The following is a 23278-nucleotide window of genomic DNA, read 5'->3' as shown; positions in this document are numbered from 1 at the left end:
GGGGCGGGGCGGTGCGCGGGGGTGACCTGTCTGGTTGAGGAAGCCTCGGGGGCCCTCCCCCTCCCCCCCCACCCCCGCCCTCCCCGCCCCGCCCCGCGCTGGAAATGGCCGTAGACCCTTCCTCTCTGGCACCTGCCGCACCCTCCTTCCGCCCCGCCGGTCCGGCGGGGCCCTGTGGCAGCGCCTTGCTCCCGCTCTGCCAGGGTGACGGCGATCTGCTTCCCGCCAGGCCGGAAGCGGCGGTGCCCTGCTCCCCGTCCCGGCCCCCTGCCCTGCCGGAAGCGGCCGCGCTTCCCACGCCCGGCCCGCCCGGAAGGCGCCCTGGGCTGTCGCCACTCGGAGGTGCCACGGCGTCACCCGCATAAGCGGCGGGACTCACCGCGCTCCCGGCGTAGGGCGTCACCGTGGGTGTGGTCCTCCTTCCGATTCAGCCGCCGGTTGATCCGGTTCGGGTACGCCGAAGACCGGCAGGAGGCGTGATGGCCCCCTCCTCAGTAGCGCGGGCGGCAGGAGCGAGAGCGGGTCCAGGTAGGCGTCGCCCCGCCGCAGCCCCCAGTGCAGGCAGCCCGCTGGACAGTGGAACGGTCCGTCCTCCAGGACCGCCACCGGCTGTCCCGCCCGTACGCGGTCGCCCCGCTCGACCACCGCGCGCACCGGCTCGTACGTCGTACGCAAGGGCGGCGATCCGCTGCCCTCCACCTCGATGGCCAGCACCCCGCGCCCCGCCACCCGCCCGGCGAACGAGACCCGGCCCCCGGCGGCGGCCAGTACGCTGGCCCCCGGTCGTGCCGCGAGGTCGGCCCCACGGTGTCCGGGCCCGTACGGACCGGCGGGCGGCTCCCAGCCTCGCAACACCGCTGGTCTCCCGGCCAGCGGCCAGCTCCGGCCGCCCTGGTCCGGGCCCTCGTCGATGCCGCCCGCCCCACCGGCCTCGTCCCTATCTGCCTCGTCCCCACCGGCCTCGTCCCCGCCCGGGGCGCCCCCACCGGCTTTGTCCCCGCCCGGGGCGTCCCCGCCGCCCTCTCCCGCGCCCGCCTCCAGCGGGCCGGTGTCCGCGGGCGGGGCGGGGCCCGGGGTGGCGGCCGTATGTCCCGGGCCCGGGAGAGCGAGCGCCCCGGCCGGGACCAGGATCCCGGCCAGCGCCGAGACCCCGGCCAGGAGCGACCAGCGCATCCGGCGGATTCCGGGGAGCCGGGGCGCCCGGGACACCGAAGGCACCTCGCCCTCCCTGCCCTGCCCGTCCTCCCAGCTGTGCTTGTCCTGCCGACCTTGCGTGTCCTCCCAGCTGTGCCTGTCCTGCCTGATCTGCCTGTTCTTCGAGTGCTGCCGTTTTCGCCGGTTCCGGCGGGGCGGCGGGTGCGGGGCGGGGGAGCGGCCTCGGCCGTCGTGGATGCGCATGACGTCACCATGGCCCGGAGGGCGGGATTCCGGGGAGGGCGGGCCGTTTCCTGTGGACTACTCGCCGGTTGTGGATATCGCCGTCACCTGGTGGTGGACATCGCCGTCATCCGGCGCTCAGCGGGTCCCGTACACTTCTTACGGCGATCCGGGTGACCGGGTCGACTTCGCACGCCCCGCCGCCTCCCCCTCGTGGAGGTGGCCGCGCTCCTCGGTCCCTTGTGGCACGGCGCGTCGGGGCGTCAGGCGCGAGCGCAAACCTGCGGTCGCGACAACCGAGTACCTCAAGGAGTACGGCCATGGCCGTCGTCACGATGCGGGAGCTGCTGGAAAGCGGCGTCCACTTCGGTCACCAGACCCGTCGCTGGAACCCGAAGATGAAGCGCTTCATCTTCACCGAGCGCAACGGCATCTACATCATCGACCTGCTCCAGTCGCTGTCGTACATCGACCGCGCCTACGAGTTCGTTAAGGAGACCGTCGCCCACGGCGGTTCCATCATGTTCGTCGGTACGAAGAAGCAGGCCCAGGAGGCCATCGCCGAGCAGGCGACGCGCGTCGGCATGCCGTACGTCAACCAGCGTTGGCTCGGTGGCATGCTCACCAACTTCTCCACCGTCTACAAGCGCCTTCAGCGTCTGAAGGAGCTTGAGCTCATCGACTTCGAGGACGTGGCCGCCTCCGGCCTCACCAAGAAGGAGCTCCTGGTCCTCTCGCGCGAGAAGGCCAAGCTGGAGAAGACCCTCGGTGGTATCCGCGAGATGCAGAAGGTGCCCAGCGCCGTCTGGATCGTCGACACCAAGAAGGAGCACATCGCCGTCGGTGAGGCGCGCAAGCTCCACATCCCGGTCGTCGCGATCCTCGACACCAACTGCGACCCGGACGAGGTCGACTACAAGATTCCGGGCAACGACGACGCGATCCGCTCCGTCACCCTGCTCACCCGCGTGATCGCCGACGCCGTCGCCGAGGGCCTCATCGCCCGCTCCGGTGCCGCCACCGGTGACTCGAAGCCGGGCGAGAAGGCCGCCGGTGAGCCCCTCGCCGAGTGGGAGCGCGACCTGCTCGAGGGCGACAAGAAGGACGAGACCCCGGCTGTCGCCGATGTCCAGTCCTCCGCCGAGACCGAGAAGGCCGCCGACGCCGAGAAGCCGGCCGAGGCCGTCGCCGAGGCCGAGGCTCCGGCCGCCGACGCGGACGCCGAGCAGGCCTGACACCCGTCACGGCTGCTGACGGCGGGGGCCGGCGCGTTGAGCGTCGCCCCCGCCGTTCACCCGTAGATCTTTCAGACTTCGAGAGAGACATACAGACTCATGGCGAACTACACCGCCGCTGACGTCAAGAAGCTCCGCGAGCTCACCGGCGCCGGCATGATGGACTGCAAGAAGGCGCTCGACGAGGCCGACGGCAACGTCGACAAGGCCGTCGAGGCGCTCCGTATCAAGGGCCAGAAGGGCGTCGCCAAGCGCGAGGGCCGCTCCGCCGAGAACGGTGCCGTCGTCTCCCTCGTCTCCGAGGACCAGACGTCCGGCGTCCTGCTGGAGCTCAAGTGCGAGACCGACTTCGTCGCCAAGGGCGAGAAGTTCCAGGCCGTCGCCAACACGCTCGCCGCCCACGTCGCCGCGACCTCCCCGGCCGACATCCAGGCGCTGCTCGCCTCCGAGATCGAGGCCGGCAAGACCGTCCAGGCGTACGTCGACGAGGCCAACGCCAACCTCGGTGAGAAGATCGTCCTGGACCGCTTCGCGCAGTTCACCGGCACGTTCGTGTCCGTGTACATGCACCGCACCATGCCCGACCTGCCCCCGCAGATCGGTGTGCTGGTCGAGCTGGACAAGGCCGACGCCGAGCTGGCCAAGGGCATCGCGCAGCACATCGCCGCGTTCGCCCCGAAGTACCTCTCCCGCGAGGACGTCCCGGCCGAGGTCGTCGAGGCCGAGCGTCGCGTCGCCGAGGAGACCACCCGCGCCGAGGGCAAGCCCGAGGCCGCGCTCCCGAAGATCGTCGAGGGTCGCGTCAACGGCTTCTTCAAGGAGGCCACCCTCCTCGGCCAGCCGTACGCGCTGGACGCCAAGAAGTCCGTCCAGAAGGTGCTGGACGAGGCCGGTGTCACCCTGAAGCGCTTCTCGCGCATCAAGGTCGGCATCTGAGTCCGTCCGGGCGAACGGCACCGGACCCGATAGGGTCTGGTGCAGTCGACGGCCGCACCCACGCCGGACGACCGCAGATCTGACGAGGAGGCCATTGCCGCTGTAGGGACATCGGACCCACCGGCAATGGCCTTCTTCGTATGTGCACGAGGAGAATTTCCATGGACAAGGGCGCGGACGCCACCCAGGCCGACCAGAGGCGCGACGACGACAAGGTTTCCGGGCGCTTCATGCTGAAGCTCTCCGGTGAGGCATTCGCCGGTGGCGGGGGTCTGGGCGTCGACCCCGACGTCGTGCACACCATCGCCCGCGAGATCGCCGCCGTCGTCCGCGACGGCGCCGAGATCGCGGTGGTCATCGGGGGAGGCAACTTCTTTCGTGGCGCCGAGCTCCAGCAGCGCGGCATGGACCGGGCCCGGTCCGACTACATGGGCATGCTCGGCACCGTCATGAACTGCCTGGCGCTCCAGGACTTCCTGGAGAAGGAGGGCATCGACTCGCGCGTCCAGACCGCCATCACCATGGGCCAGGTCGCCGAGCCGTACATCCCGCTGCGTGCCGTCCGGCACCTGGAGAAGGGCCGCGTCGTCATCTTCGGCGCCGGGATGGGCATGCCGTACTTCTCCACCGACACCACCGCCGCCCAGCGCGCCCTGGAGATCGACGCCGAGGCGCTGCTCATGGGGAAGAACGGCGTGGACGGGGTCTACGACTCCGACCCGAAGGCCAACCCCGACGCGGTGAAGTTCGACGCCCTGGAGTACGGCGAGGTCATCGCCCGCAACCTGAAGGTCGCCGACGCCACCGCCATCACGCTCTGCCGTGACAACCAGCTGCCGATCCTGGTCTTCGAGCTGACCGCACTGGGCAATATCGCTCGCGCGGTCAAGGGTGAGAAGATCGGCACGCTTGTGAGCGACGCGAGCACCCGGGCCTGACGGCCCCCCAGGATGGACAACGGCCTGCCCGGTGGGACACCGTGCAGGTGAGGACGCGACGCAGGACCCGCAGGGCCCGACGATGACGATGCCGGGCCCGCCCGAGACACGCAGGAGCACGTGGTGATCGAAGAAACCCTCCTCGAGGCCGAGGAGAAGATGGAGAAGGCCGTCGTCGTCGCGAAAGAGGACTTCGCCGCGATCCGTACCGGCCGCGCGCACCCGGCGATGTTCAACAAGATCGTCGCCGACTACTACGGCGCGCTGACCCCGATCAACCAGCTGGCCTCGTTCTCGGTGCCCGAGCCGCGGATGGCCGTGGTGACGCCGTTCGACAAGACCGCGCTGCGCAACATCGAGCAGGCGATCCGCGACTCCGACCTCGGCGTCAACCCGAGCAACGACGGCAACATCATCCGGGTCACCTTCCCCGAGCTGACCCAGGACCGCCGCAAGGAGTACATCAAGGTCGCCAAGGGCAAGGCCGAGGACTCCAAGATCTCGATCCGCTCCATCCGCCGCAAGGCCAAGGAGACCCTCGACAAGCTCGTCAAGGACAAGGAGTCCGGCGAGGACGAGGTGCGCCGCGCCGAGAAGGAGCTCGACGACACCACCGCGAAGTACGTCGCGCAGGTGGACGAGCTGCTCAAGCACAAGGAAGCCGAGCTGCTCGAAGTCTGATGAACGACTCTTCCTGGGGCGCCCCGCAAGGAGCCGGTTACTGGGGCACGCCCGAGATGAGGGCTGCCCCGGCGGGTCCTGCCCACGATGTGCATGACGCCCAGCAGACTCGGCCCATGCCCAACGTGCCGGACGCTCCCGACGCAGGTGGAGACGGAGCAGTCGACCGCGACGACCGGGACAGGGACGCCGCTCTTGTCGGCGGCCCCCTGTTCCGTGACGAGATGCCGCAGGAGCCCATGTCCACCCCGCTGCCGCCCCCGCCGCAGAAGAAGCGCGCGGGGCGTGATCTGCGCGCCGCCATAGGGGTCGGCGTGGGTCTCGGCGCCGTCATCGTCGCCTCGCTGTTCATCGTGAAAGCCGTCTTCATCGGTGTGATAGCGGTCGCTGTCGTCGTCGGCCTCTGGGAGCTCACCTCCCGCCTCAAGGAGCGCAAGGGCATCAGGGCGCCCCTCGTCCCGCTGGCCGTCGGCGGTGCCGCGATGGTCGTCGCCGGGTACGCCCGGGGCGCGGAGGGGGCGTGGGTCGCGATGGCCCTGACCGCCCTCGCGGTGCTGGTCTGGCGGATGACCGAACCGCCCGACGGCTATCTGAAGGACGTCACGGCCGGGGTGTTCGCGGCGTTCTACGTCCCCTTCCTGGCCACCTTCGTCGCCCTGATGCTGGCGGCGGACGACGGGCCCTGGCGGGTCCTGACGTTCCTCGTCCTCACCGTGGTCAGCGACACCGGGGCGTACGCGGTCGGCTGGCGCTTCGGCAAGCACAAGCTGGCCCCCCGCATCAGCCCCGGCAAGACCCGGGAGGGCCTGCTGGGCGCGGTCGTCTTCGCGATGACCGGCGGTGCGCTGTGCATGGAGTTCCTGATCGACGGCGGCGCCTGGTGGCAGGGGCTGCTCGTGGGCCTCGCGGTCGCGGCCAGTGCCACCCTCGGTGATCTCGGCGAATCGATGATCAAGCGGGACCTCGGCATCAAGGACATGGGAACCCTGCTGCCCGGTCACGGCGGCATCATGGACCGGCTGGACTCGCTGCTGCCCACCGCACCGGTGGTGTGGCTGCTGATGGTGCTCTTCGTCGGCGTCGGCTGAGCCGCGGACTCGAACGCGTACCGTCCCACCTGCGACTTTCACGAGTGAGGGCACGTTGTCCACAGGGCGGCGGGCCCTCACTCCGCTTTCTGCGACACTGGATGAACCATGCCTAAGCCCGGAGAACTCACTTTCGTCGCGCCCCGCGGAGCCAAGAAGCCGCCGCGGCATCTCGCCGACCTCACGCCCGCCGAGCGCAAGGAAGCGGTCGCCGAGACCGGCGAGAAGCCGTTCCGCGCCCAGCAGCTCTCGCAGCACTACTTCGCGCGGTACACCCACGACCCGGCCCAGTGGAGCAACATTCCCGCCGGGTCGCGGGACAAGCTCGCCGAGGCGCTGTTCCCCGAGCTGATGTCGGTGATCCGGCACATCAGCTGCGACGACGACACCACCCGTAAGACCCTGTGGAAGCTGCACGACGGCACCCTCGTCGAGTCCGTCCTGATGCGCTATCCGGACCGCGTCACCATGTGCATCTCCTCGCAGGCCGGCTGCGGGATGAACTGCCCCTTCTGCGCCACCGGACAGGCCGGACTCGACCGGAATCTGTCGACCGCCGAGATCGTGCACCAGATCGTCGACGGTATGCGGGCCCTGCGCGACGGAGAGGTGCCGGGCGGCCCCGCGCGGCTCTCCAACATCGTCTTCATGGGCATGGGCGAGCCGCTCGCCAACTACAAGCGGGTCGTCGGCGCCATCCGCCGCCTCACCGACCCCGAGCCGGACGGCCTCGGGCTCTCGCAGCGCGGGATCACCGTTTCCACGGTGGGCCTCGTCCCGGCCATGCTGCGCTTCGCCGACGAGGGCTTCAAGTGCCGCCTCGCCGTCTCGCTGCACGCCCCGGACGACGAACTGCGCGACACCCTGGTCCCCGTCAACACCCGGTGGAAGGTCCGCGAGGTCCTGGACGCCGCGTGGGAGTACGCGGAGAAGTCCGGCCGCCGCGTCTCCATCGAGTACGCCCTGATCCGGGACATCAACGACCAGGCCTGGCGCGGTGATCTGCTCGGCAGGCTCCTCAAGGGCAAGCGGGTGCACGTCAACCTCATCCCGCTGAACCCCACCCCCGGCTCCCGGTGGACCGCCTCGCGCCCCGAGGACGAGAAGGCGTTCGTCGAGGCCATCGCGGCCCACGGCGTGCCCGTCACCGTCCGCGACACCCGCGGTCAGGAGATCGACGGGGCCTGCGGACAGCTCGCGGCCTCCGAACGCTAGCCGGGACGGCTGCCCGGACGGGCCCCCAGCCCGGACCGTTCCCCGGCACGGCTGCCCGGACCGCTCCCCGGGGCGGCTGCCCCGGCACCCCGTCCCGGGCAGGTCCCGAGGCGGCCGCCCAGGGGAACGGCCGGTGCCGCGGGGCGGCCGGAAACCGCCGGTGTAGCCTGGGCCGGGAATCAACTGCATATTCCGACAGGGGAGCGCCACAGCGCTGAGAGTGCGGCACCAAGGACAGGTTGGCCGCAGACCCTCTGAACCTCGCCCGGGTCATTCCGGGTAGGAAGTTCGGACCTTACTCAAGCTGTTGCGCCCTGCCCGCTTCCGGTACGTCTCCGGCGGCGGGCGGGGCCGCGTCTCTTCCTGGCCACCCCCAGGAGGATCACATGAACACCACCACGAGATACGCGGCGACGGCGCTCGCCGCGGTGCTCGGCGTCACCGCGCTCGCGGGCTGCGGCGGCTCCGACGACGGCTCGGGCTCGTCCGGGGACGGCGGATCCAGGACCGTCACCCTGGTCAGCCACGACTCCTTCAACGCCTCGGACAAGGTGCTGAAGGAGTTCACCGAGGAGACCGGCTACACCGTCAAGGTCCTCAAGAGCGGTGACGCGGGGGCCGCGCTCAACCAGGAGATCCTGACCAAGGGCTCCCCGCGCGGCGACGTCTTCTTCGGGGTGGACAACACCCTGCTCTCCCGCGCCCTCGACAACGGGCTCTTCACCGCGTATGAGGCCAAGGGCCTGGACCGGGTCGCCCAGGGCACCCAGCGGGACGGGAAGCACCGGGTGACGCCCGTCGACACCGGTGACATCTGCGTCAACTACGACAAGAAGTACTTCACCGACAAGAAGCTCGCGCCGCCGCGCACCTTCGAGGACCTGCTGAAGCCCGCGTACCGCGACCTCCTCGTCGTGGAGAACGCCGCCAGCTCCTCGCCCGGCCTCGGCTTCCTCCTCGGCACCATCGCCACCCAGGGCGAGGGGGGCTACCAGGACTACTGGAAGAAGCTCAAGGCCAACGGCGTGAAGGTCGTCGACGGCTGGGAGCAGGCGTACAACGAGGAGTTCTCCGGCTCCGCGGGCGGCAGGAAGGCGAAGGCGGACCGGCCGCTCGTCGTCTCCTACGCCTCCAGCCCGCCCGTCGAGGTGCTGTACGCGGACCCGCAGCCCGAGGAGGCCCCCACCGGGGTTGCCACCGGCACCTGCTTCCGGCAGACCGAGTACGCCGGGCTGCTGACCGGGGCGAAGAACGAGAAGGGCGGCAAGGCCCTGCTGGACTTCCTGCTCGGCACGTCCTTCCAGGAGGACATGCCGCTGACCATGTTCGTGAACCCCGTCGTCACGGACGCGGCACTGCCCGAACTCTTCACGAAGTTCGGCGAGAAGGTCGGCACGCCCCCCACCGTCACGCCCGAGAAGATCTCCGCCAACCGTGAGCAGTGGATCCAGTCGTGGCAGTCGCTCGTCCTGAAGTAGGGCCCGAGGCAGACCCCGGCAGGACCCCCGCCCGGTCCCGCCGGGGCGCCGGGCGACGCGGGGCCGCGGTGCGGCTCGGCCTGATGACCGTGCCCGTCGCGTTCTTCGCCGTGTTCTTCGCCTACCCCGTGTCCGCGATCGTCGGACGCGGGGTGAAGGCGGACGGTGTCTGGCAGTTCGGGCGGATCGGCGAGGTGCTGGGCCGCCCGGACATCCTCGACGTCCTCTGGTTCACCGCCTGGCAGGCCCTCGCCTCGACCGCGCTCACCCTGCTGATCGCGCTGCCCGGGGCGTATGTCTTCGCCCGGTTCGACTTCCCGGGCAAACAGGTCCTGCGAGCCGTCGTCACGGTGCCGTTCGTGCTGCCGACCGTCGTCGTCGGCACCGCGTTCCTGGCGCTGCTGGGGCGCGGCGGGCTCCTGGACGAGCTCTGGGGCGTCCGCCTCGACACCACCGTGTGGGCGATCCTGCTGGCCCACGTCTTCTTCAACTACGCCGTGGTCGTCCGCACCGTGGGCGGGCTCTGGTCGCAGCTGGACCCGCGCCAGGAGGAGGCCGCCCGGGTGCTGGGAGCCGGAAGGCTCGCCGCGTTCCGCCGGGTGACGCTGCCCGCCCTCGCCCCCGCCGTCGCGGCCGCCGCGCTGATGGTCTTCCTCTTCACGTTCACCTCCTTCGGCGTCGTGCAGATCCTCGGCGGACCTGCGTACTCCACCCTGGAGGTGGAGATCTACCGGCAGACCGCGCAACTGCTCGACCTGCCGACCGCCGCCGTGCTGACCCTGGTGCAGTTCGCCGCGGTCGGCGCGATCCTCGCCGTGCACGCGGCGACCGTACGCCGCCGGGAGCGGGCGCTGAAGCTGGCCGACCCGGCGCAGACCTCCCGCAGGCCGCGCGGCGCCGGGCAGTGGACGCTGCTCGGCGGGGTCCTGCTGACCGCGCTGCTGCTGATCCTGCTGCCGCTCGGCGTGCTGGTGGAGCGCTCCTTCGATGGAGCAGACGGAGCAGATGGAGCGGGCGGGGCGGGCGGTTACGGCCTCGGCTACTACCGGGCGCTCCAGTCCGCCGGGTCGGGCGGCTCCTCCACCTTCCTGGTGCCGCCGCTGGAGGCCGTCGGCAACTCCCTGCGGTACGCGCTCGTCGCGACGCTCATCGCCCTGGTCGTCGGCGGGCTCGCCGCCGCGGCCCTGACCCGCCGGGCCGGACGGCTGGTCCGCGGGTTCGACGCGCTGCTGATGCTGCCGCTCGGGGTCTCCGCCGTCACCGTCGGCTTCGGCTTCCTCATCACCCTCGACCGGCCGCCGCTGGACCTGCGGACCTCCTGGATCCTGGTGCCGCTGGCCCAGGCGCTGGTCGGCGTCCCCTTCGTCGTACGGACCATGCTGCCCGTGCTCCGCGCGGTCGACGACCGGCTGCGCGAGGCCGCCGCCGTACTGGGCGCGTCGCCGCTGCGGGCCTGGCGCGAGGTCGATCTGCCCCTGGTGCGGCGGGCGGTGCTGGTGGCGGCGGGCTTCGCGTTCGCCGTGTCCCTCGGGGAGTTCGGCGCCACCGTCTTCATCGCCCGCCCCGACAACCCGACACTGCCGGTCGCCGTGGCCCGGCTGCTGGGCCGGTCGGGGGAGCTCAACTACGGGCAGGCGATGGCGCTGAGCACCATCCTGATGCTGGTGTGCGCTCTCTCGCTGCTGCTCCTGGAACGTATCCGCACCGACCGATCCGGGGAGTTCTGAACGACATGCTGAGCTTGCAGGCCGCCACCGTGCGGTTCGGGGAGCGCACCGCGCTCGACGGCGTGGACCTGGAGGTCGCCGACCACCGGATCGTCTGCCTCCTGGGTCCCAGCGGCAGCGGCAAGTCCACCCTGCTGCGGGCCGTCGCCGGACTCCAGCCCATGGACGGTGGTCGGGTGCTGCTGGCCGGACAGGACCAGGCGGGCGTCCCCGTGCACCGGCGCGGCCTCGGCCTGATGTTCCAGGACCACCAGCTCTTCCCGCACCGGGACGTCGGCGCCAACGTGGCCTTCGGGCTGCGGATGCACGGCGCCGGGCGGGAGGCGGCCGGACGCCGGGTCCGCGAACTGCTGGAGCTGGTCGGGCTGCCGGGCGCCGAACGCCGTGCCGTCGCCGCGCTCTCCGGTGGCGAGCAGCAGCGCGTCGCCCTGGCCCGCGCGCTCGCCCCCCGCCCGAAGCTGCTGATGCTGGACGAGCCGCTCGGCCAGCTCGACCGCAGCCTGCGCGAACGGCTGGTCGTCGAACTGCGCACGCTGTTCAGCGAGTTGGGTACGACGGTGCTCGCCGTCACCCACGACCAGGGCGAGGCGTTCGCTCTCGCCGACCGGGTCGTCGTGATGCGGGACGGCCGGATCGCCCAGGAAGGCACCCCGCTGGAGGTCTGGCAGCGCCCCGCCTCCGCGTTCGTCGCCCGCTTCCTCGGCTTCGACAACGTCACCGCCGCCACGGTCACCGGGCAGGCCGCCGCCACCGTCTGGGGCAAGGTCCCGGTCCCCGAGGGCTCCCCGCAGGGCGAGGCCGACCTCCTGGTCCGCCCCGCCGGGGTCCTCATCGGCGACCCCGAGGACGGCCTGCGCTGCACGGTCGGCGTGCGCACCTTCCGCGGGAACCACGTGACCGTGCGGCTCGTCCCCGAGAACGCGCCCGTGCTGGAGGCCGCCTGCGCCCTGCGGGACACCCCGGACGAGGGCGCGGTCGTCGGCGTCCGGTTCGACGCCGACGAGACGGTGGTGCTGGCGGACCAGGGCCCGCCCCCGGCCCGCTCCGGGGAGCCCTCACCCTGACCCCGCCGCCGCACCGCACGCCGCGACAGCGCGCCCGCGGCCCGGCAAGCTGGAGATCCGGACCCCGTGGCCGAGGACCGTACGGCACCGCTCACGACGCCGTACGGCACGGGCAGCGGCACCGACGGCGACAAGGACCGTGATCATGACCGGTGGCATACGCGAGGGCATCGACCTCACCCGCGTCCTGGACGCCCCCCAGCAGCGGGTCTTCGCCGCCTGGACGTCGCCCGAGGACTTCGCCGCCTGGTACGGCGGGGACGCGGACGTGCCGCTGGACCGGGTGGCGATGGACGTGCGGCCCGGCGGGACATGGAGCCTGGTCATCGTGTTGCCGGGCGTCGAGATGCCCTTCCACGGGGTCTATGAGGAGGTCAGCGAACCGGACGGGCTCGTTTTCACCCTGAAGGACGGCTCCGGCCCCGAGGACGCCGAGGGCGAGAGTGTGACCGTCACCTTCAGCGACCTCGGCGCCGGCCGGACCGAGCTGGCCTTCCAGCAGCGCGGCGGGAACCTCACCCCCGAGCAGTACGCGGCAGCCGAGGACGGCTGGGAGGCCTTCTTCGACGCCCTGGCCGAGCGCCTCGCCGCGCACCCCTGAGAACGGCGCGGCGTCCGGCCCGGCCGGACCGAAGGCGGACCGAAGATCTCTCGCGGTGCCTGCCCCGTTCCGCCTGCCCCGCTCTTCCCGCCCCGTTCCGCCGGTCCGCGGACTATCGTGACGTCGGCGGAGGGGGGAAGCGATGCGCGCGGACGAACGGGTGCCGCTGGGCCGCACCGGGCTGCGGGTCAGCCGGCTCGGGCTCGGGCTCGCCTCGTTGGGCGGCCTCTTCGCCCCGGTCGGCGAAGCGGAGGCCGCCGCGGTGCTGGAGCGGGCCTGGCAGCTGGGCATCCGGCTCTACGACACCGCCCCGGTCTACGGCTACGGCCGCTCGGAGCGGCGCGTGGGCGCGGCCCTCGCCGGACGTCCGCGCGACGCGTTCGTGCTCTGCACCAAGGTGGGCCGCCTGATCGAACCGGGCGGGCCCGACACCCAGCCGATCTGGGCGGACCCGCCACCGGGGGTGGGTCCGCGCAAGGACTACTCCTACGCCGGGGTGCTCCGCAGCGTCACCGAGAGTCTGGACCGGCTGGGGCTGGACCGGGTCGACGTCCTTCATGTGCACGACCCCGACGAGGAGTTCGGCACGGCGGTAGGCGAGGCGTACCGGGCGCTCGCCGAACTCCGGGAGCGCGGCACGGTCGGCGCGGTGTCGATCGGCGTCAACCACGCCCCGGTCGCGGCCCGCTTCCTGCGGGAGGCCGCGGCACCCGGCCCGGACTGTGTGCTGCTCGCGGGCCGGTACGGGCTGCTGGACCAGTCGGGCCTGGACGAACTGCTGCCGCTCTGCGCCGAACGCGGCGTCGCCGTGCTCGCTGCGGGCGTCTACCACGGCGGTCTCCTCGCCGACGCCGGTCCCGGGACCCCGCACGCGCACACCGCGGTGCCGCCGCGGACCGCGGCGCGGATCGAGGGCTGGCGGGAGCTGTGCGGGCGGTTCGGGGTGCCGCTGCTCGCCGCGGCGGTGCGCTTCCCCTTCGGGCACCCGGCGGTCGCCTCGGTCGTGGTGGGCGCGCGGACGCCGGAGCAGGTCGAGCAGAGCGCGGACTGGCTCGCCCACCCGGTTCCGGCCGCCCTCTGGGCCGACGCCCGGCGCTGCGGACTCCTTCCGGCGGGGTGCCCCGGGCCACCGGAGTGACCGGCGGCCCGGGGCGTGCCCGCAGGGCCGCCGGTCACGTGGACGCGGGGCTCACTTCGCCAGCGGAAGCGCCGCCAGCTCGGCGATCACCCAGGTCAGCGGGGCGAACAGGGCGAGCAGCGCCCCCGCCCGCAGCGCCGTCGCCGCGCGCAGCGTCGAGGCCGGGGCGCCCATCCTGAGCAGCGCCTGCGCGGTGTGCGCGCGGGCGTGCTTGGCCTCCAGGGCCGTCGTGAGCAGCGTCGCCGCCGTGCAGCCGAGGACCAGCACCGCGCCGAGAGCGGTCAGCGGACCGTACGGGCGCTCGTCGCCGCCGTACAGGGCCAGGGCGGCGATCCCCGCGGACAGGACCGCGCAGACCACCCCGAGCGGGCGGCCGATCCGGCGCGCCTCGTCCATCAGGACCCGGCCCGCCAGCAGTCGCGCCGCACCCGGGCGCACCGCCTGGAGCGCCCTGCCGCACAGGTGGGTCAGCGCCGGTCCGGCCATGGCCAGGCCGATCGCGGTCAGCGTCCACCCCGCCAGTACCGCGACCGGGGTGGAGTCGAACCGGCCCGGCAGCGGGAACGCGCTGCCCGTCGCCTCCCGTGACGCGTACGCCTCGACCGCGAGCCCGGCGGCGGTCAGGGCCACGCCCCAGGGCAGCCCGGCCGGTGCGGGCGCGGGGGCGGGCGGCTCCTCGGAGCCGGAGGCGTCCCGGGCCGGGTCGGGCCGGGACCGCAGGGCCAGCGCGCTCGCCGCCGCGGACGCGGCCGGGACGAGAGCCAGCAGCATCAGCGCCGCGGCGGGCGGCAGCGGGGTGCCCGCGCCGAGGAACTCCGCCGCACCGCCGTCGAAGGGCATTCCGCTGAGCTCGCCCCGCAGGTGCAGGAAGAACAGCAGCGCCACCACCGAGCCCAGCGTGGTGGACACGGCCGTGGACACGGCGGCCAGCACCGAGAGCCGCACCGGGCCGAGCCCCACCGAGGACAGCCCCGGCCGGGGCCGGGTGCTCGGGTCCGTACGGGCCACCGCCACGGCGAACTGCACCGTCGCGGCCAGCGGGACGAAGCACCACAGCAGCCGCAGCACCGAACCGGAGGACGCGGGGTGGGCGGAGGCGTAGCCGAGGGCGGCCAGCAGGAGGAAGCCGACCCCGGCGGAGGCGGCGGCGACCAGCAGCCGCCGGACCAGGACGAGGGGGTGCGAGCCGCGGGCTAGACGGAGAGCGAGCACGCCGCGCGGCCCTCCGCTTCCGGTTCCGCGGGCAGGGAGGCCGTGGCGACGCGGCGGCCGTCCAGCAGCGGGACGGTCCGGTCGGCGAGCGCGGCGACCTCGGCGTCATGGGTGGCCAGGACGACGGTGATGCCGTGCGAGCGGGCCGCGGCGGCCAGGGTGCGCAGCACCTGGGTGCGGTCGGCGCGGTACAGGGTCGCGGTGGGCTCGTCGGCGAAGATCACGGTCGGTGCCGCGCACAGGGCGCGGGCCACGGCGATCCGCTGGCGCTGCGCCTGGAGCAGGGCGTGCGGCCGCTTCTTGGCGAAGGCCGCGATGTCCAGGCGCTCCAGCCACTCGGTGGCGGCCTTCCGGGCGGCTCGGTGGGAGACCCCCCGCAGCAACAGGGGCAGGGCGGTGTTCTCCCAGGCGGTCAGCTCCGGGACCAGCTCCGGGTCGGCGCCGATCCAGCCGAAGCGCTCACGGCGCAGCCGCTCGCGCAGCCGGGCGGACATGGTGTGGAGGGGGACGCTGTTGAACCAGACCTCGCCCTGCTCGGGTACGAGCCGGCCGGACAGGCAGTGCAGCAGGGTGGTCTTGCCGCTGCCGCGCGGGCCGGTCACGGCCAGGATCTCGGCGTCCCGGACACCGACCGAGACACCGCCGAGACCGGGCGAGCCGTTGTGGGAGTGGTGCAGGGAACGCGCCCAGATCACGTCGTTGTCCGGCGGGGCCACCATGGCGTACACCTCGGTTCAGGTCAGATTTCCCGTTCCCCCGTACGGGGGAACGAAGACGCGGCCGATCGGTCACTGGGCACCGTAGATAGTCGGACCGGTCCGGGCGCACGGCACGCGGCCCGGATACCCCCTTCTCACTCGAACGGGGGGTATCCGGGCCGGTGGACCGTATGAAATGACCGCTGGACGGTGATCGTCCAGGAGGTGCGGCGGTGGTCAGAGCTTGGACCAGGCCTCCGTCAGCACGTTCCGCAGGATGCCCTCGATCTCGTCGAACGTGGACTGGTCGGAGATGAGCGGCGGGGCGAGCTGGACGACCGGGTCGCCGCGGTCGTCGGCCCGGCAGTAGAGGCCGTTGTCGTACAGCGCCTTGGACAGGAAGCCGTACAGGACGCGCTCGGTCTCCTCCTCGGTGAACGTCTCCTTGGTCGCCTTGTCCTTCACCAGCTCGATGCCGTAGAAGTACCCGTTGCCGCGGACGTCCCCGACGATCGGCAGGTCGTGCAGCTTCTGGAGCGTGGTGAGGAAGGCGCTCTCGTTGTCGAGGACGTGCTGGGTGAGGTTCTCGCGCTCGAAGATGTCGAGGTTGGCGAGGCCCACCGCCGCGGACACCGGGTGGCCGCCGAAGGTGTAGCCGTGCAGGAAGGTGTTGTCGCCCCGGTAGAACGGCTCCGCGATCCGGTCCGAGACGATGCAGGCGCCGATCGGGGAGTAGCCGGAGGTCATGCCCTTCGCGCAGGTGATCATGTCCGGTACGTAGCCGAACTTGTCGCAGGCGAAGATCGTGCCGAGCCGGCCGAAGGCGCAGATGACCTCGTCGGAGACGAGCAGGACGTCGTACTGGTCGCAGATCTCGCGGACCCGCTGGAAGTAGCCCGGCGGCGGCGGGAAGCAGCCGCCCGCGTTCTGCACGGGCTCCAGGAAGACGGCCGCGACGGTCTCGGGCCCCTCGAAGAGGATCTGCTGCTCGATCTGGTCGGCGGCCCAGCGGCCGAAGGCCTCCGGGTCGTCGCCGAAGAGCGGGGCGCGGTAGATGTTGGTGTTCGGCACCTTGTGCGCACCGGGAACCAGCGGCTCGAAGGGGGCCTTCAGGGCGGGGAGGCCGGTGATGGACAGGGCGCCCTGCGGGGTGCCGTGGTAGGCGACGGCGCGCGAGATGACCTTGTACTTGGTGGGCTTGCCCTTGAGCTTGAAGTACTGCTTGGCCAGCTTCCAGGCGGTCTCGACGGCCTCGCCGCCGCCGGTGGTGAAGAAGACCTTGTTGAGGTCGCCCGGGGCGTGGCCGGCCAGCCGCTCGGCGAGCTCGACGGCCTTGGGGTGGGCGTAGGACCACACCGGGAAGAAGCCCAGCTCCTGGCCCTGCTTGTACGCCGTCTCGGCGAGCTCGTGACGGCCGTGACCGGCGTTGACCACGAACAGGCCGGAGAGGCCGTCCAGGTAGCGCTTGCCCCGGTCGTCGAAGATGTACGTTCCCTCGCCGCGCACGATGGTGGGAACGGGCGCGTTCTCGTAGTCCGACATGCGGGTGAAGTGCATCCACAGGTGGTCGTACGCGGTTCGGCTGAGGTCCTTGCTCACGGCTATCGGGTTCCCCACATATAGGTCTGCTTCTTGAGCTTGAGGTAGACGAAGCTCTCGGTGGAGCGCACCCCGGGAAGGGTCCGGATGCGTTGGTTGATGGTCTCCAGCAGGTGGTCGTCGTCCTCGCAGACGATCTCCACCATCAGGTCGAAGGAGCCCGCGGTCATCACCACGTACTCGCACTCGGCCATCGCCGACAGGGCCTCGGCCACCGGGTCGAGGTCTCCCTCGACGTTGATGCCGACCATCGCCTGGCGGCGGAATCCCACGGTGAGCGGGTCCGTCACGGCGACGATCTGCATCACGCCCTGGTCGAGCAGCTTCTGCACGCGCTGGCGCACGGCCGCCTCGGAGAGGCCGACGGCTTTGCCGATCGCGGCGTACGGACGGCGTCCGTCCTCCTGGAGCTGCTCGATGATCGCGAGGGACACGGCATCGACCGCTGACGGCGATCCGTTCCCGTTCCTGGAGTCTGCGCTGCGACTGGCCACAGTTCCACTGTGCACCGCTCCTCCTCCGTCTCGCAACCCCAGATCGATGAAATTCGTTGTATCGATGCTTGGATCTGACTGAATCCGAAGTTGGGGACGGTTGGGTATGTCGAAAGCGTCACCGGAGCGATTAGGGTGGATGTCTCACCCATCGGACAGCCGACAGGAGGGGTGGTTGTGACCACCGAGGTGCGCCGTCTGCGCAACTACATCAACGGAGAGTTCCGGGACGCCGCGGACGGGCGGACCATCGAGGTGGTCAGCCCGGTCACGGAAGAGGTCTACGCGACCTCCCCGCTCTCCGGCCGGGCCGACGTCGATGCCGCCATGGAGGCCGCCGCGGCCGCGTTCCCCGCCTGGCGCGACACCACGCCCGCCGAGCGCCAGAAGGCCCTGCTGAAGATCGCGGACGCCTTCGAGGAGCGGGCCGAGGACCTGATCGCCGCCGAGTCGCAGAACACCGGCAAGCCGATCGGCCTCACCCGCAGCGAGGAGATCCCGCCGATGGTGGACCAGATCCGCTTCTTCGCGGGTGCCGCCCGGCTGCTTGAGGGCCGGTCGGCGGGCGAGTACATGGAGGGCCTGACCTCCATCGTCCGGCGCGAGCCGGTCGGTGTCTGCGCCCAGGTCGCGCCGTGGAACTACCCGATGATGATGGCCGTGTGGAAGTTCGCCCCGGCCCTCGCCGCGGGCAACACGGTCGTCATCAAGCCGTCCGACACCACCCCGGCCTCCACGGTCCTGATGGCCGAGATCATCGGGCAGATCCTCCCCAAGGGCGTCTTCAACGTCCTGTGCGGGGACCGGGACACCGGCCGCGCCATGGTCGAGCACCCCACCCCGGCGATGGCCTCCATCACCGGTTCGGTACGGGCGGGCATGCAGGTCGCCGAGTCCGCCGCCAAGGACGTCAAGCGGGTCCACCTGGAGCTCGGCGGCAAGGCGCCCTGCGTGGTCTTCGAGGACGCCGACATCGCGGGCGCCGTCGCGGGCATCTCCGAGGCGGGCTTCTTCAACGCGGGCCAGGACTGTACGGCCGCCACCCGCGTGCTGGTCCACGAGTCCGTCCACGACGAGTTCGTCACCGCGCTCGCCGAGGCCGCCGCCGGCACCCGGACCGGACAGCCGGACGACGAGGACGTGGCGTACGGCCCGCTCAACAACGCCAACCAGCTGAAGCAGGTCAGCGGCTTCATCGAGCGGCTCCCCGCCCACGCCAAGGTCGAGACCGGCGGCCACCGCGTCGGCGACAAGGGCTACTTCTACGCCCCGACCGTCGTCTCCGGCCTCGAGCAGGACGACGAGATCATCCAGAACGAGGTCTTCGGCCCCGTCATCACCGTCCAGTCCTTCACCGACGAGAAGCAGGCCGTCACCTACGCCAACGGCGTCGAGTACGCGCTCGCCTCCTCGGTGTGGACCAAGGACCACGCCCGCGCCATGCGGCTCTCCAAGAACCTCGACTTCGGCTGCGTGTGGATCAACACCCACATCCCGCTGGTCGCCGAGATGCCGCACGGCGGGTTCAAGAAGTCCGGCTACGGCAAGGACCTCTCCGCGTACGGCTTCGAGGACTACACCCGCATCAAGCACGTGATGACGTCCATCGAGGGCTGACCTCCGCGTCGACGCCGCGCACGGCCCCGGGCTTGAGGCCCGGGGCCGCTGCCGTGCGCCCGCGGCTCCCGGCGGGGAAGCGGGCGCACGGATGTACAGGGTGTGCGGAACGGGGCCGCCCCGCTGGACGGTTGGTCCATTGCCCGCCCCGCCGCCCGCCCGGCATCCTGCGCGGGTGCGAGCGATCCCGAAGAACCCCACCATGACCCGCCGTTCCCTGCTCCGCGCCCTCGGGGCGGGGACCGCCGGGGCCGCCCTGGCCGGCTGCGGGGTCCCCGCCGCCTTCGTCGAGCCGGGGGACCGGGCCGGGCGCGACAGCTCGGACACCGACCACACCCTGCACTTCGCCAACTGGCCGCTCTACATCGACACCGACGACGAGGACGAGTCCCGGCGCCCCACCCTGGACGCCTTCGCCCGGCGGACCGGGATCTCCGTCACGTACACCGAGGAGATCAACGACAACGACGAGTTCTTCGGGAAGATCAGCCCCGCCCTGATGAACCGCCAGGCCACCGGCCGCGACCTCATCGTCATCAGCGACTGGATGGCCGCCCGCTTCGTCCGGCTCGGCTGGGTCCAGGAGATGGACCGGGCCGAGCAGCCCAACGTCGCCCGCCACCTCGACCCGCAGCTGCGCCACCCCGCCTTCGACGAGGGCCGCCGCCACAGCGTCCCCTGGCAGTCCGGGATCACCGGCATCGCCTACAACCGCCGGAAGCTGGGCCGCGAGCTCCGCTCCACGGCCGACCTGTGGGCGGACGACCTGCGCGGCCGGGTCACTTTGCTCGCCGGGCTCGACGAGTCCTTCGCCCTGCTCATGCAGGGCAACGGCGTCGACATCACCCGCTGGAGGGCCGACGACTTCCACACGATGTGCGAACAGGTCGAGAAGCGGGTCCGCTCGAAACACATCCGCCGCTTCACCGGCAACGACTACATCAAGGACCTCGCCACCGGGGACGTGCTCGCCTGCCAGGCGTACTCCGGCGACGTCATCCAGCTCCAGGCCGACAACCCGGACATCGAGTTCGTCGTCCCCGAGGAGGGCGCCGAACTGTGGGCCGAATCCCTGATGATCCCCAACCTCGCCGGCCACAAGCGCAACGCCGAGCGGCTGGTCGACCACTACTACCGGCCCGAGGTCGCCGCCGAACTGGCGGCCTGGGTCAACTACGTCTGCCCGGTCCCCGCCGCCCGCGACGTCCTCGCCGCGTCGAAGGACGCGGAGCGGGCCGCGCTCGCCGAGGACCCGCTGATCTTCCCCGACGGCGCGATGCGCGAACGGCTCGCCATCGCGCGCGACATCACCTCCGGGGAACGGCTGGACTTCGCCAAGAAGTGGAACGCCGTCGTCGGCCTGTGAGCCCCGCTCGCGACCGCCCGGCTCAGCGCTCCGGATCCGTCCCGGTGCGCGGGCCGCGCAGCCGGTGCAGGGCGTCGATCCGGTTCGTGGTGATCGAGTCGACGCCCCGCTCGATCAGCCGGCGCATCGAGCGCTTCGTGTCGACCGTCCACGCGGAGACCAGCAGCCCGTCCCGGTGCGCCCGGTCCGTCAGCTCCCGGCTGACCAGCCCGAACCGGTAGTTCAGCCAGCGCGGCCGCACCGCCGCCAGCAGCTCCGGGCGGGGCGGGGCCAGCGTCGTCCAGGTCAGGGCGATCTCGGCGGACGGGTCCGCGGCCCGCACCCGCAGCATCGCCGCCGTCCCGGAGGTGTAGTACGCGCGCTCACCCGCCCCGCACTCCCGGACCGTGCCCACGATCGTCCTCACCGAGGCGTCCGTCGACCCCGGCAGGTCCACCATCACCCGGTGCGCCCCGGCGGCCAGCAGCGCCTCGCGCAGCGTGGGCACCCCGCCGCCGGTCAGCTCCTTCAGCTCCGCGTGGTCGATCCTCTCCAGCCGCCGGTCGTGGCCCCACAGCCGCTCCAGCGTCGCGTCGTGCAGCAGGACCGGCACCCCGTCGCGGGTGACCCGGACATCGATCTCGACCGCGTCCGCCCCCTGTTCGACGGCGGAGCGGATCGAGGGCAGGGTGTTCTCGCGGAATCGGTAGGGATCGCCGCGGTGCGCGACGGCGGTGACACGGGAGACGATGTTGGCCATGGGGCCATTGTGACGACCGGGGTCAGCGGCCGGGGGTCCGGAGCCAGTTCGCCGTGTACGTGTCGATCTCCTCGGCCAGCTTCCGCTTGCCCGCCGGGTCGAGGAAGGACGCCTCCACGGCGTTCTTCGCGAGGTCCGCGATGCCCCGCTCGTCGAGCTCCAGCAGCCGGGCGGCCACCGCGTACTCGTTGTTGAGGTCGGTGCCGAACATCGGCGGGTCGTCGCTGTTGACGGTGACCAGCACCCCGGCCCGCACCATCTCCCGGATCGGGTGGCGCTCGATGTCGGTGACCGCGCGGGTGGCGATGTTCGACGTCGGGCAGATCTCCAGGGGGATGCGGTGCTCGGCGAGGTGCTCCAGCAGCCTCGGGTCCCGAACGGAGCTGGTGCCGTGCCCGATGCGCTCGGCGCGCAGCTCGGTCAGCGCGTCCCAGACCGTCTGCGGCCCGGTGGTCTCCCCGGCGTGCGGCACCGAGTGCAGGCCCTCGGCGATGGCCCGGTCGAAGTAGGGCTTGAACTGCGGGCGCTCCACCCCGATCTCCGGCCCGCCCAGCCCGAAGGAGACGAGCCCCTCGGGGCGCCGCTCCACCGCGAGCCGGGTCGTCTCCTCGGCGGCCTGGAGCCCGGCCTCGCCCGGGATGTCGAAGCACCAGCGCAGCACGACGCCCAGCTCGGCCTCGGCCGCCGTACGGGCGTCCTCCAGGGCCTCCATGAAAGCGACCTCGGGGATGTTCCGCTTGGTCGAGCTGTACGGGGTCACGGTCAGCTCGGCGTACCGGATGTGCTGCCGGGCCATGTCCCGCGCCACCTCGAAGGTGAGCAGCCGGACGTCCTCCGGGGTGCGGACCAGGTCCACCACCGACAGGTACACCTCGATGAAGTGCGCGAAGTCGGTGAAGGTGAAGTAGTCGGCCAGCGCCTCCGGATCGGTGGGGACCCGGGAGTCCGGGTGGCGGGCGGCCAGCTCGGCCACGATGCGGGGCGAGGCGGAACCGACGTGGTGGACGTGGAGTTCGGCCTTGGGCAGCCCGGCGATGAAGGGGTGCGGATCGGTCATCGGAATTCTCCCGGTTCGGCGTGACGTCTGCCGGGCGTACCGGCTGCACCGATCATCGTAGGCGGGGTCCGGGGCCGGGGAGCCGGGTCGTAGCATGCAGGGACCACGATGGGGGAGGCCCATGTCAGACAACACAGAGCAGCCCGGGGGCGGGGCCGCACCGCGTGACCCGTGGGCGCCGCCGGACAGCCGGGTCGAGCTGGACAAGCCGGGCGCGAACACCCCGCCGCCCACGGTCCACGAGCAGCCGACCGTGACGTCGATGCCGAGCGCGGGGCCCGCGGAAGGCCCCGGCCCGGCACCCGCGGGCGGCGGCTTCGGCCCGGCGTCCTCCGTCCCCCCGCCGCCGATCGCCCCGCACGGCCCCAATCCCGGCGCCGGTCCTGGCCACGGCCACCCGACGCCTCCGCCGTCCGCCGGGCACTACGGCTACCCGGCGCCGCCCCCGCCCGCCTACGGCGGCTACCCGGGGTACGGGGGCTACGGCATGGGCCCGGCCGGCTGGGCGCCCGCCCCGTCGAACGGCCTCGGCACGGCCGCCATGGTGCTCGGCATCATCTCCGTGGTCGGCTTCTGCCTGTACGGACTCAACATCGTCCTCGGCATCCTCGCGCTGATCTTCGGCATCATCGGTCTCGGCCGGGCCAAGCGGGGCGAGGCCACCAACCGGGGCATGGCGCTCGCGGGGGTCATCCTCGGCTGCATCGGCATGGTGATCGGCTCGGTGCTCCTCGGGATCATCATCTGGGCCGCCGCGAACTCGGAGGACGGCGGCGGCTACGACGAGAACGACCCGAACGACGACGACCCGTTCGCGACATCGCTGGTCGTCGGGGGCGGTCGCTGAGGCCCACGCGCCACGTGCCCTGCGCCACTGCCCGGGGTGCGGGAAGGCAATCCCTTCCCGCACCCCGGGCAGTGGCGCATGCGGATCCGGCCGGGAGCCGGAGCTTCCCCGAAGGCACGGCGCGACCCCGCGTCGCCCCCGAGGCCGCGGGTACGTCACCCGCCCGCCCCG

21 protein-coding genes and 1 riboswitch are annotated in these 23278 nt (G+C 72.0%); of the genes, 14 read left to right on the top strand and 7 right to left on the bottom strand.

The features are described from left to right. Window positions 1-399: 399 nt before the first annotated feature. The gene (locus ACIRRU_RS00400) at window positions 400-1218 is read right to left on the bottom strand and encodes a murein hydrolase activator EnvC family protein (protein WP_403674360.1); all 819 of its coding nucleotides are present in this window, start codon (window positions 1216-1218) and stop codon (window positions 400-402) included. Between the two features lie 479 nt (window positions 1219-1697). Between ACIRRU_RS00400 and rpsB the strand changes: the two genes are divergently transcribed. The 11 genes from rpsB to ACIRRU_RS00345 all read left to right on the top strand — a co-directional run bounded on the left by rpsB (window position 1698) and on the right by ACIRRU_RS00345 (window position 13478). Further along, the gene (gene rpsB, locus ACIRRU_RS00395) at window positions 1698-2612 is read left to right on the top strand and encodes a 30S ribosomal protein S2 (RefSeq protein WP_363204368.1); all 915 of its coding nucleotides are present in this window, start codon (window positions 1698-1700) and stop codon (window positions 2610-2612) included. A 99-nt stretch (window positions 2613-2711) separates the two neighbouring features. Then, window positions 2712-3548, top strand: a complete 837-nt coding sequence (gene tsf, locus ACIRRU_RS00390) for a translation elongation factor Ts (RefSeq protein WP_403674357.1) — start codon at window positions 2712-2714, stop codon at window positions 3546-3548. A gap of 161 nt (window positions 3549-3709) precedes the next feature. Then, window positions 3710-4486 (top strand): UMP kinase, encoded by a 777-nt coding sequence (gene pyrH / locus ACIRRU_RS00385; protein WP_363204366.1) that lies wholly within the window; start codon window positions 3710-3712, stop codon window positions 4484-4486. 123 nt (window positions 4487-4609) lie between these two features. Further along, a complete protein-coding gene (gene frr / locus ACIRRU_RS00380) occupies window positions 4610-5167 on the top strand; it encodes a ribosome recycling factor (RefSeq protein WP_363204365.1) in 558 nt (185 codons plus the stop codon). After that, a complete protein-coding gene (locus tag ACIRRU_RS00375) occupies window positions 5167-6255 on the top strand; it encodes a phosphatidate cytidylyltransferase (protein WP_403674355.1) in 1089 nt (362 codons plus the stop codon). The genes frr and ACIRRU_RS00375 overlap by 1 nt, the downstream gene beginning before the upstream one ends. A 108-nt stretch (window positions 6256-6363) precedes the next feature. Beyond that, complete coding sequence (gene rlmN / locus ACIRRU_RS00370; protein ID WP_403674353.1) at window positions 6364-7470, top strand: 23S rRNA (adenine(2503)-C(2))-methyltransferase RlmN; 1107 nt, start codon at window positions 6364-6366, stop codon at window positions 7468-7470. 187 nt (window positions 7471-7657) lie between these two features. Then, a riboswitch (TPP riboswitch) is annotated at window positions 7658-7774 on the top strand. 82 nt (window positions 7775-7856) lie between these two features. Then, window positions 7857-8948: a thiamine ABC transporter substrate binding subunit gene (locus ACIRRU_RS00365; RefSeq protein ID WP_403674350.1), complete on the top strand. Its 1092-nt coding sequence runs from the start codon at window positions 7857-7859 to the stop codon at window positions 8946-8948. Between the two features lie 83 nt (window positions 8949-9031). Next, window positions 9032-10675 carry an ABC transporter permease gene (locus ACIRRU_RS00360; protein ID WP_403674347.1) on the top strand — a complete coding sequence of 548 codons (1644 nt, stop codon included), beginning with the start codon at window positions 9032-9034 and terminating at the stop codon, window positions 10673-10675. 5 nt (window positions 10676-10680) lie between these two features. Beyond that, window positions 10681-11739: an ABC transporter ATP-binding protein gene (locus ACIRRU_RS00355; protein WP_403674345.1), complete on the top strand. Its 1059-nt coding sequence runs from the start codon at window positions 10681-10683 to the stop codon at window positions 11737-11739. A 145-nt stretch (window positions 11740-11884) separates the two neighbouring features. Further along, a complete protein-coding gene (locus ACIRRU_RS00350; protein ID WP_403674344.1) occupies window positions 11885-12340 on the top strand; it encodes an SRPBCC domain-containing protein in 456 nt (151 codons plus the stop codon). 142 nt (window positions 12341-12482) lie between these two features. Continuing rightward, on the top strand, window positions 12483-13478 hold the full coding sequence (locus ACIRRU_RS00345; RefSeq protein WP_403674340.1) for an aldo/keto reductase: 996 nt from the start codon (window positions 12483-12485) through the stop codon (window positions 13476-13478). Window positions 13479-13529: 51 nt separating this feature from the next. On the opposite strand, the gene ACIRRU_RS00340 is transcribed toward ACIRRU_RS00345, so the two are convergent. From ACIRRU_RS00340 to ACIRRU_RS00325, 4 genes are all read right to left on the bottom strand, one after another. Further along, window positions 13530-14690 carry a hypothetical protein gene (locus ACIRRU_RS00340; RefSeq protein ID WP_363204357.1) on the bottom strand — a complete coding sequence of 387 codons (1161 nt, stop codon included), beginning with the start codon at window positions 14688-14690 and terminating at the stop codon, window positions 13530-13532. Further along, window positions 14672-15409, bottom strand: a complete 738-nt coding sequence (locus ACIRRU_RS00335; RefSeq protein ID WP_403674337.1) for an ABC transporter ATP-binding protein — start codon at window positions 15407-15409, stop codon at window positions 14672-14674. The genes ACIRRU_RS00340 and ACIRRU_RS00335 overlap by 19 nt, the downstream gene beginning before the upstream one ends. A 216-nt stretch (window positions 15410-15625) precedes the next feature. Beyond that, window positions 15626-17005, bottom strand: coding sequence for an aspartate aminotransferase family protein (locus tag ACIRRU_RS00330; RefSeq protein ID WP_403674335.1), 1380 nt, complete (start codon window positions 17003-17005; stop codon window positions 15626-15628). After that, window positions 16990-17481, bottom strand: a complete 492-nt coding sequence (locus ACIRRU_RS00325; RefSeq protein ID WP_403674333.1) for an Lrp/AsnC family transcriptional regulator — start codon at window positions 17479-17481, stop codon at window positions 16990-16992. The genes ACIRRU_RS00330 and ACIRRU_RS00325 overlap by 16 nt, the downstream gene beginning before the upstream one ends. A 177-nt stretch (window positions 17482-17658) precedes the next feature. Between ACIRRU_RS00325 and ACIRRU_RS00320 the strand changes: the two genes are divergently transcribed. Both ACIRRU_RS00320 and ACIRRU_RS00315 read left to right on the top strand, forming a co-directional pair. Continuing rightward, window positions 17659-19098: a gamma-aminobutyraldehyde dehydrogenase gene (locus ACIRRU_RS00320; protein WP_403674330.1), complete on the top strand. Its 1440-nt coding sequence runs from the start codon at window positions 17659-17661 to the stop codon at window positions 19096-19098. Window positions 19099-19300: 202 nt separating this feature from the next. Next, window positions 19301-20464: a spermidine/putrescine ABC transporter substrate-binding protein gene (locus ACIRRU_RS00315; RefSeq protein ID WP_403674328.1), complete on the top strand. Its 1164-nt coding sequence runs from the start codon at window positions 19301-19303 to the stop codon at window positions 20462-20464. Window positions 20465-20486: 22 nt separating this feature from the next. On the opposite strand, the gene ACIRRU_RS00310 is transcribed toward ACIRRU_RS00315, so the two are convergent. Then, window positions 20487-21203 carry a glycerophosphodiester phosphodiesterase gene (locus ACIRRU_RS00310; RefSeq protein WP_403674325.1) on the bottom strand — a complete coding sequence of 239 codons (717 nt, stop codon included), beginning with the start codon at window positions 21201-21203 and terminating at the stop codon, window positions 20487-20489. Between the two features lie 22 nt (window positions 21204-21225). After that, complete coding sequence (locus ACIRRU_RS00305) at window positions 21226-22260, bottom strand: adenosine deaminase (protein ID WP_403674323.1); 1035 nt, start codon at window positions 22258-22260, stop codon at window positions 21226-21228. A gap of 121 nt (window positions 22261-22381) precedes the next feature. Between ACIRRU_RS00305 and ACIRRU_RS00300 the strand changes: the two genes are divergently transcribed. Further along, the gene (locus ACIRRU_RS00300; protein ID WP_403674321.1) at window positions 22382-23107 is read left to right on the top strand and encodes a DUF4190 domain-containing protein; all 726 of its coding nucleotides are present in this window, start codon (window positions 22382-22384) and stop codon (window positions 23105-23107) included. Window positions 23108-23278 lie beyond the last annotated feature (171 nt).

Origin of the sequence: Streptomyces sp. NPDC101181 (genome assembly GCF_044767975.1) — a bacterium.
Taxonomy (GTDB): domain Bacteria; phylum Actinomycetota; class Actinomycetes; order Streptomycetales; family Streptomycetaceae; genus Streptomyces.
Note: the sequence above shows the minus strand (reverse complement) of the source record. Positions and strands in the feature narration are given on the sequence as shown.

Bases quoted from the DNA above. Each gene is read 5' to 3' on its own strand.
- ACIRRU_RS00345 (WP_403674340.1), top strand. From the start codon at position 12,483: ATGCGCGCGGACGAACGGGTGCCGCTGGGCCGCACCGGGCTGCGGGTC.
- tsf (WP_403674357.1), top strand. From the start codon at position 2,712: ATGGCGAACTACACCGCCGCTGACGTCAAGAAGCTCCGCGAGCTCACC.
- ACIRRU_RS00355 (WP_403674345.1), top strand. From the start codon at position 10,681: ATGCTGAGCTTGCAGGCCGCCACCGTGCGGTTCGGGGAGCGCACCGCG.
- ACIRRU_RS00300 (WP_403674321.1), top strand. From the start codon at position 22,382: ATGTCAGACAACACAGAGCAGCCCGGGGGCGGGGCCGCACCGCGTGAC.
- rpsB (WP_363204368.1), top strand. From the start codon at position 1,698: ATGGCCGTCGTCACGATGCGGGAGCTGCTGGAAAGCGGCGTCCACTTC.
- ACIRRU_RS00360 (WP_403674347.1), top strand. From the start codon at position 9,032: ATGACCGTGCCCGTCGCGTTCTTCGCCGTGTTCTTCGCCTACCCCGTG.
- ACIRRU_RS00375 (WP_403674355.1), top strand. From the start codon at position 5,167: ATGAACGACTCTTCCTGGGGCGCCCCGCAAGGAGCCGGTTACTGGGGC.
- ACIRRU_RS00315 (WP_403674328.1), top strand. From the start codon at position 19,301: ATGACCCGCCGTTCCCTGCTCCGCGCCCTCGGGGCGGGGACCGCCGGG.
- ACIRRU_RS00365 (WP_403674350.1), top strand. From the start codon at position 7,857: ATGAACACCACCACGAGATACGCGGCGACGGCGCTCGCCGCGGTGCTC.
- pyrH (WP_363204366.1), top strand. From the start codon at position 3,710: ATGGACAAGGGCGCGGACGCCACCCAGGCCGACCAGAGGCGCGACGAC.
- ACIRRU_RS00310 (WP_403674325.1), bottom strand. From the start codon at position 21,203: ATGGCCAACATCGTCTCCCGTGTCACCGCCGTCGCGCACCGCGGCGAT.
- ACIRRU_RS00335 (WP_403674337.1), bottom strand. From the start codon at position 15,409: ATGGTGGCCCCGCCGGACAACGACGTGATCTGGGCGCGTTCCCTGCAC.
- ACIRRU_RS00350 (WP_403674344.1), top strand. From the start codon at position 11,885: ATGACCGGTGGCATACGCGAGGGCATCGACCTCACCCGCGTCCTGGAC.
- ACIRRU_RS00305 (WP_403674323.1), bottom strand. From the start codon at position 22,260: ATGACCGATCCGCACCCCTTCATCGCCGGGCTGCCCAAGGCCGAACTC.
- rlmN (WP_403674353.1), top strand. From the start codon at position 6,364: ATGCCTAAGCCCGGAGAACTCACTTTCGTCGCGCCCCGCGGAGCCAAG.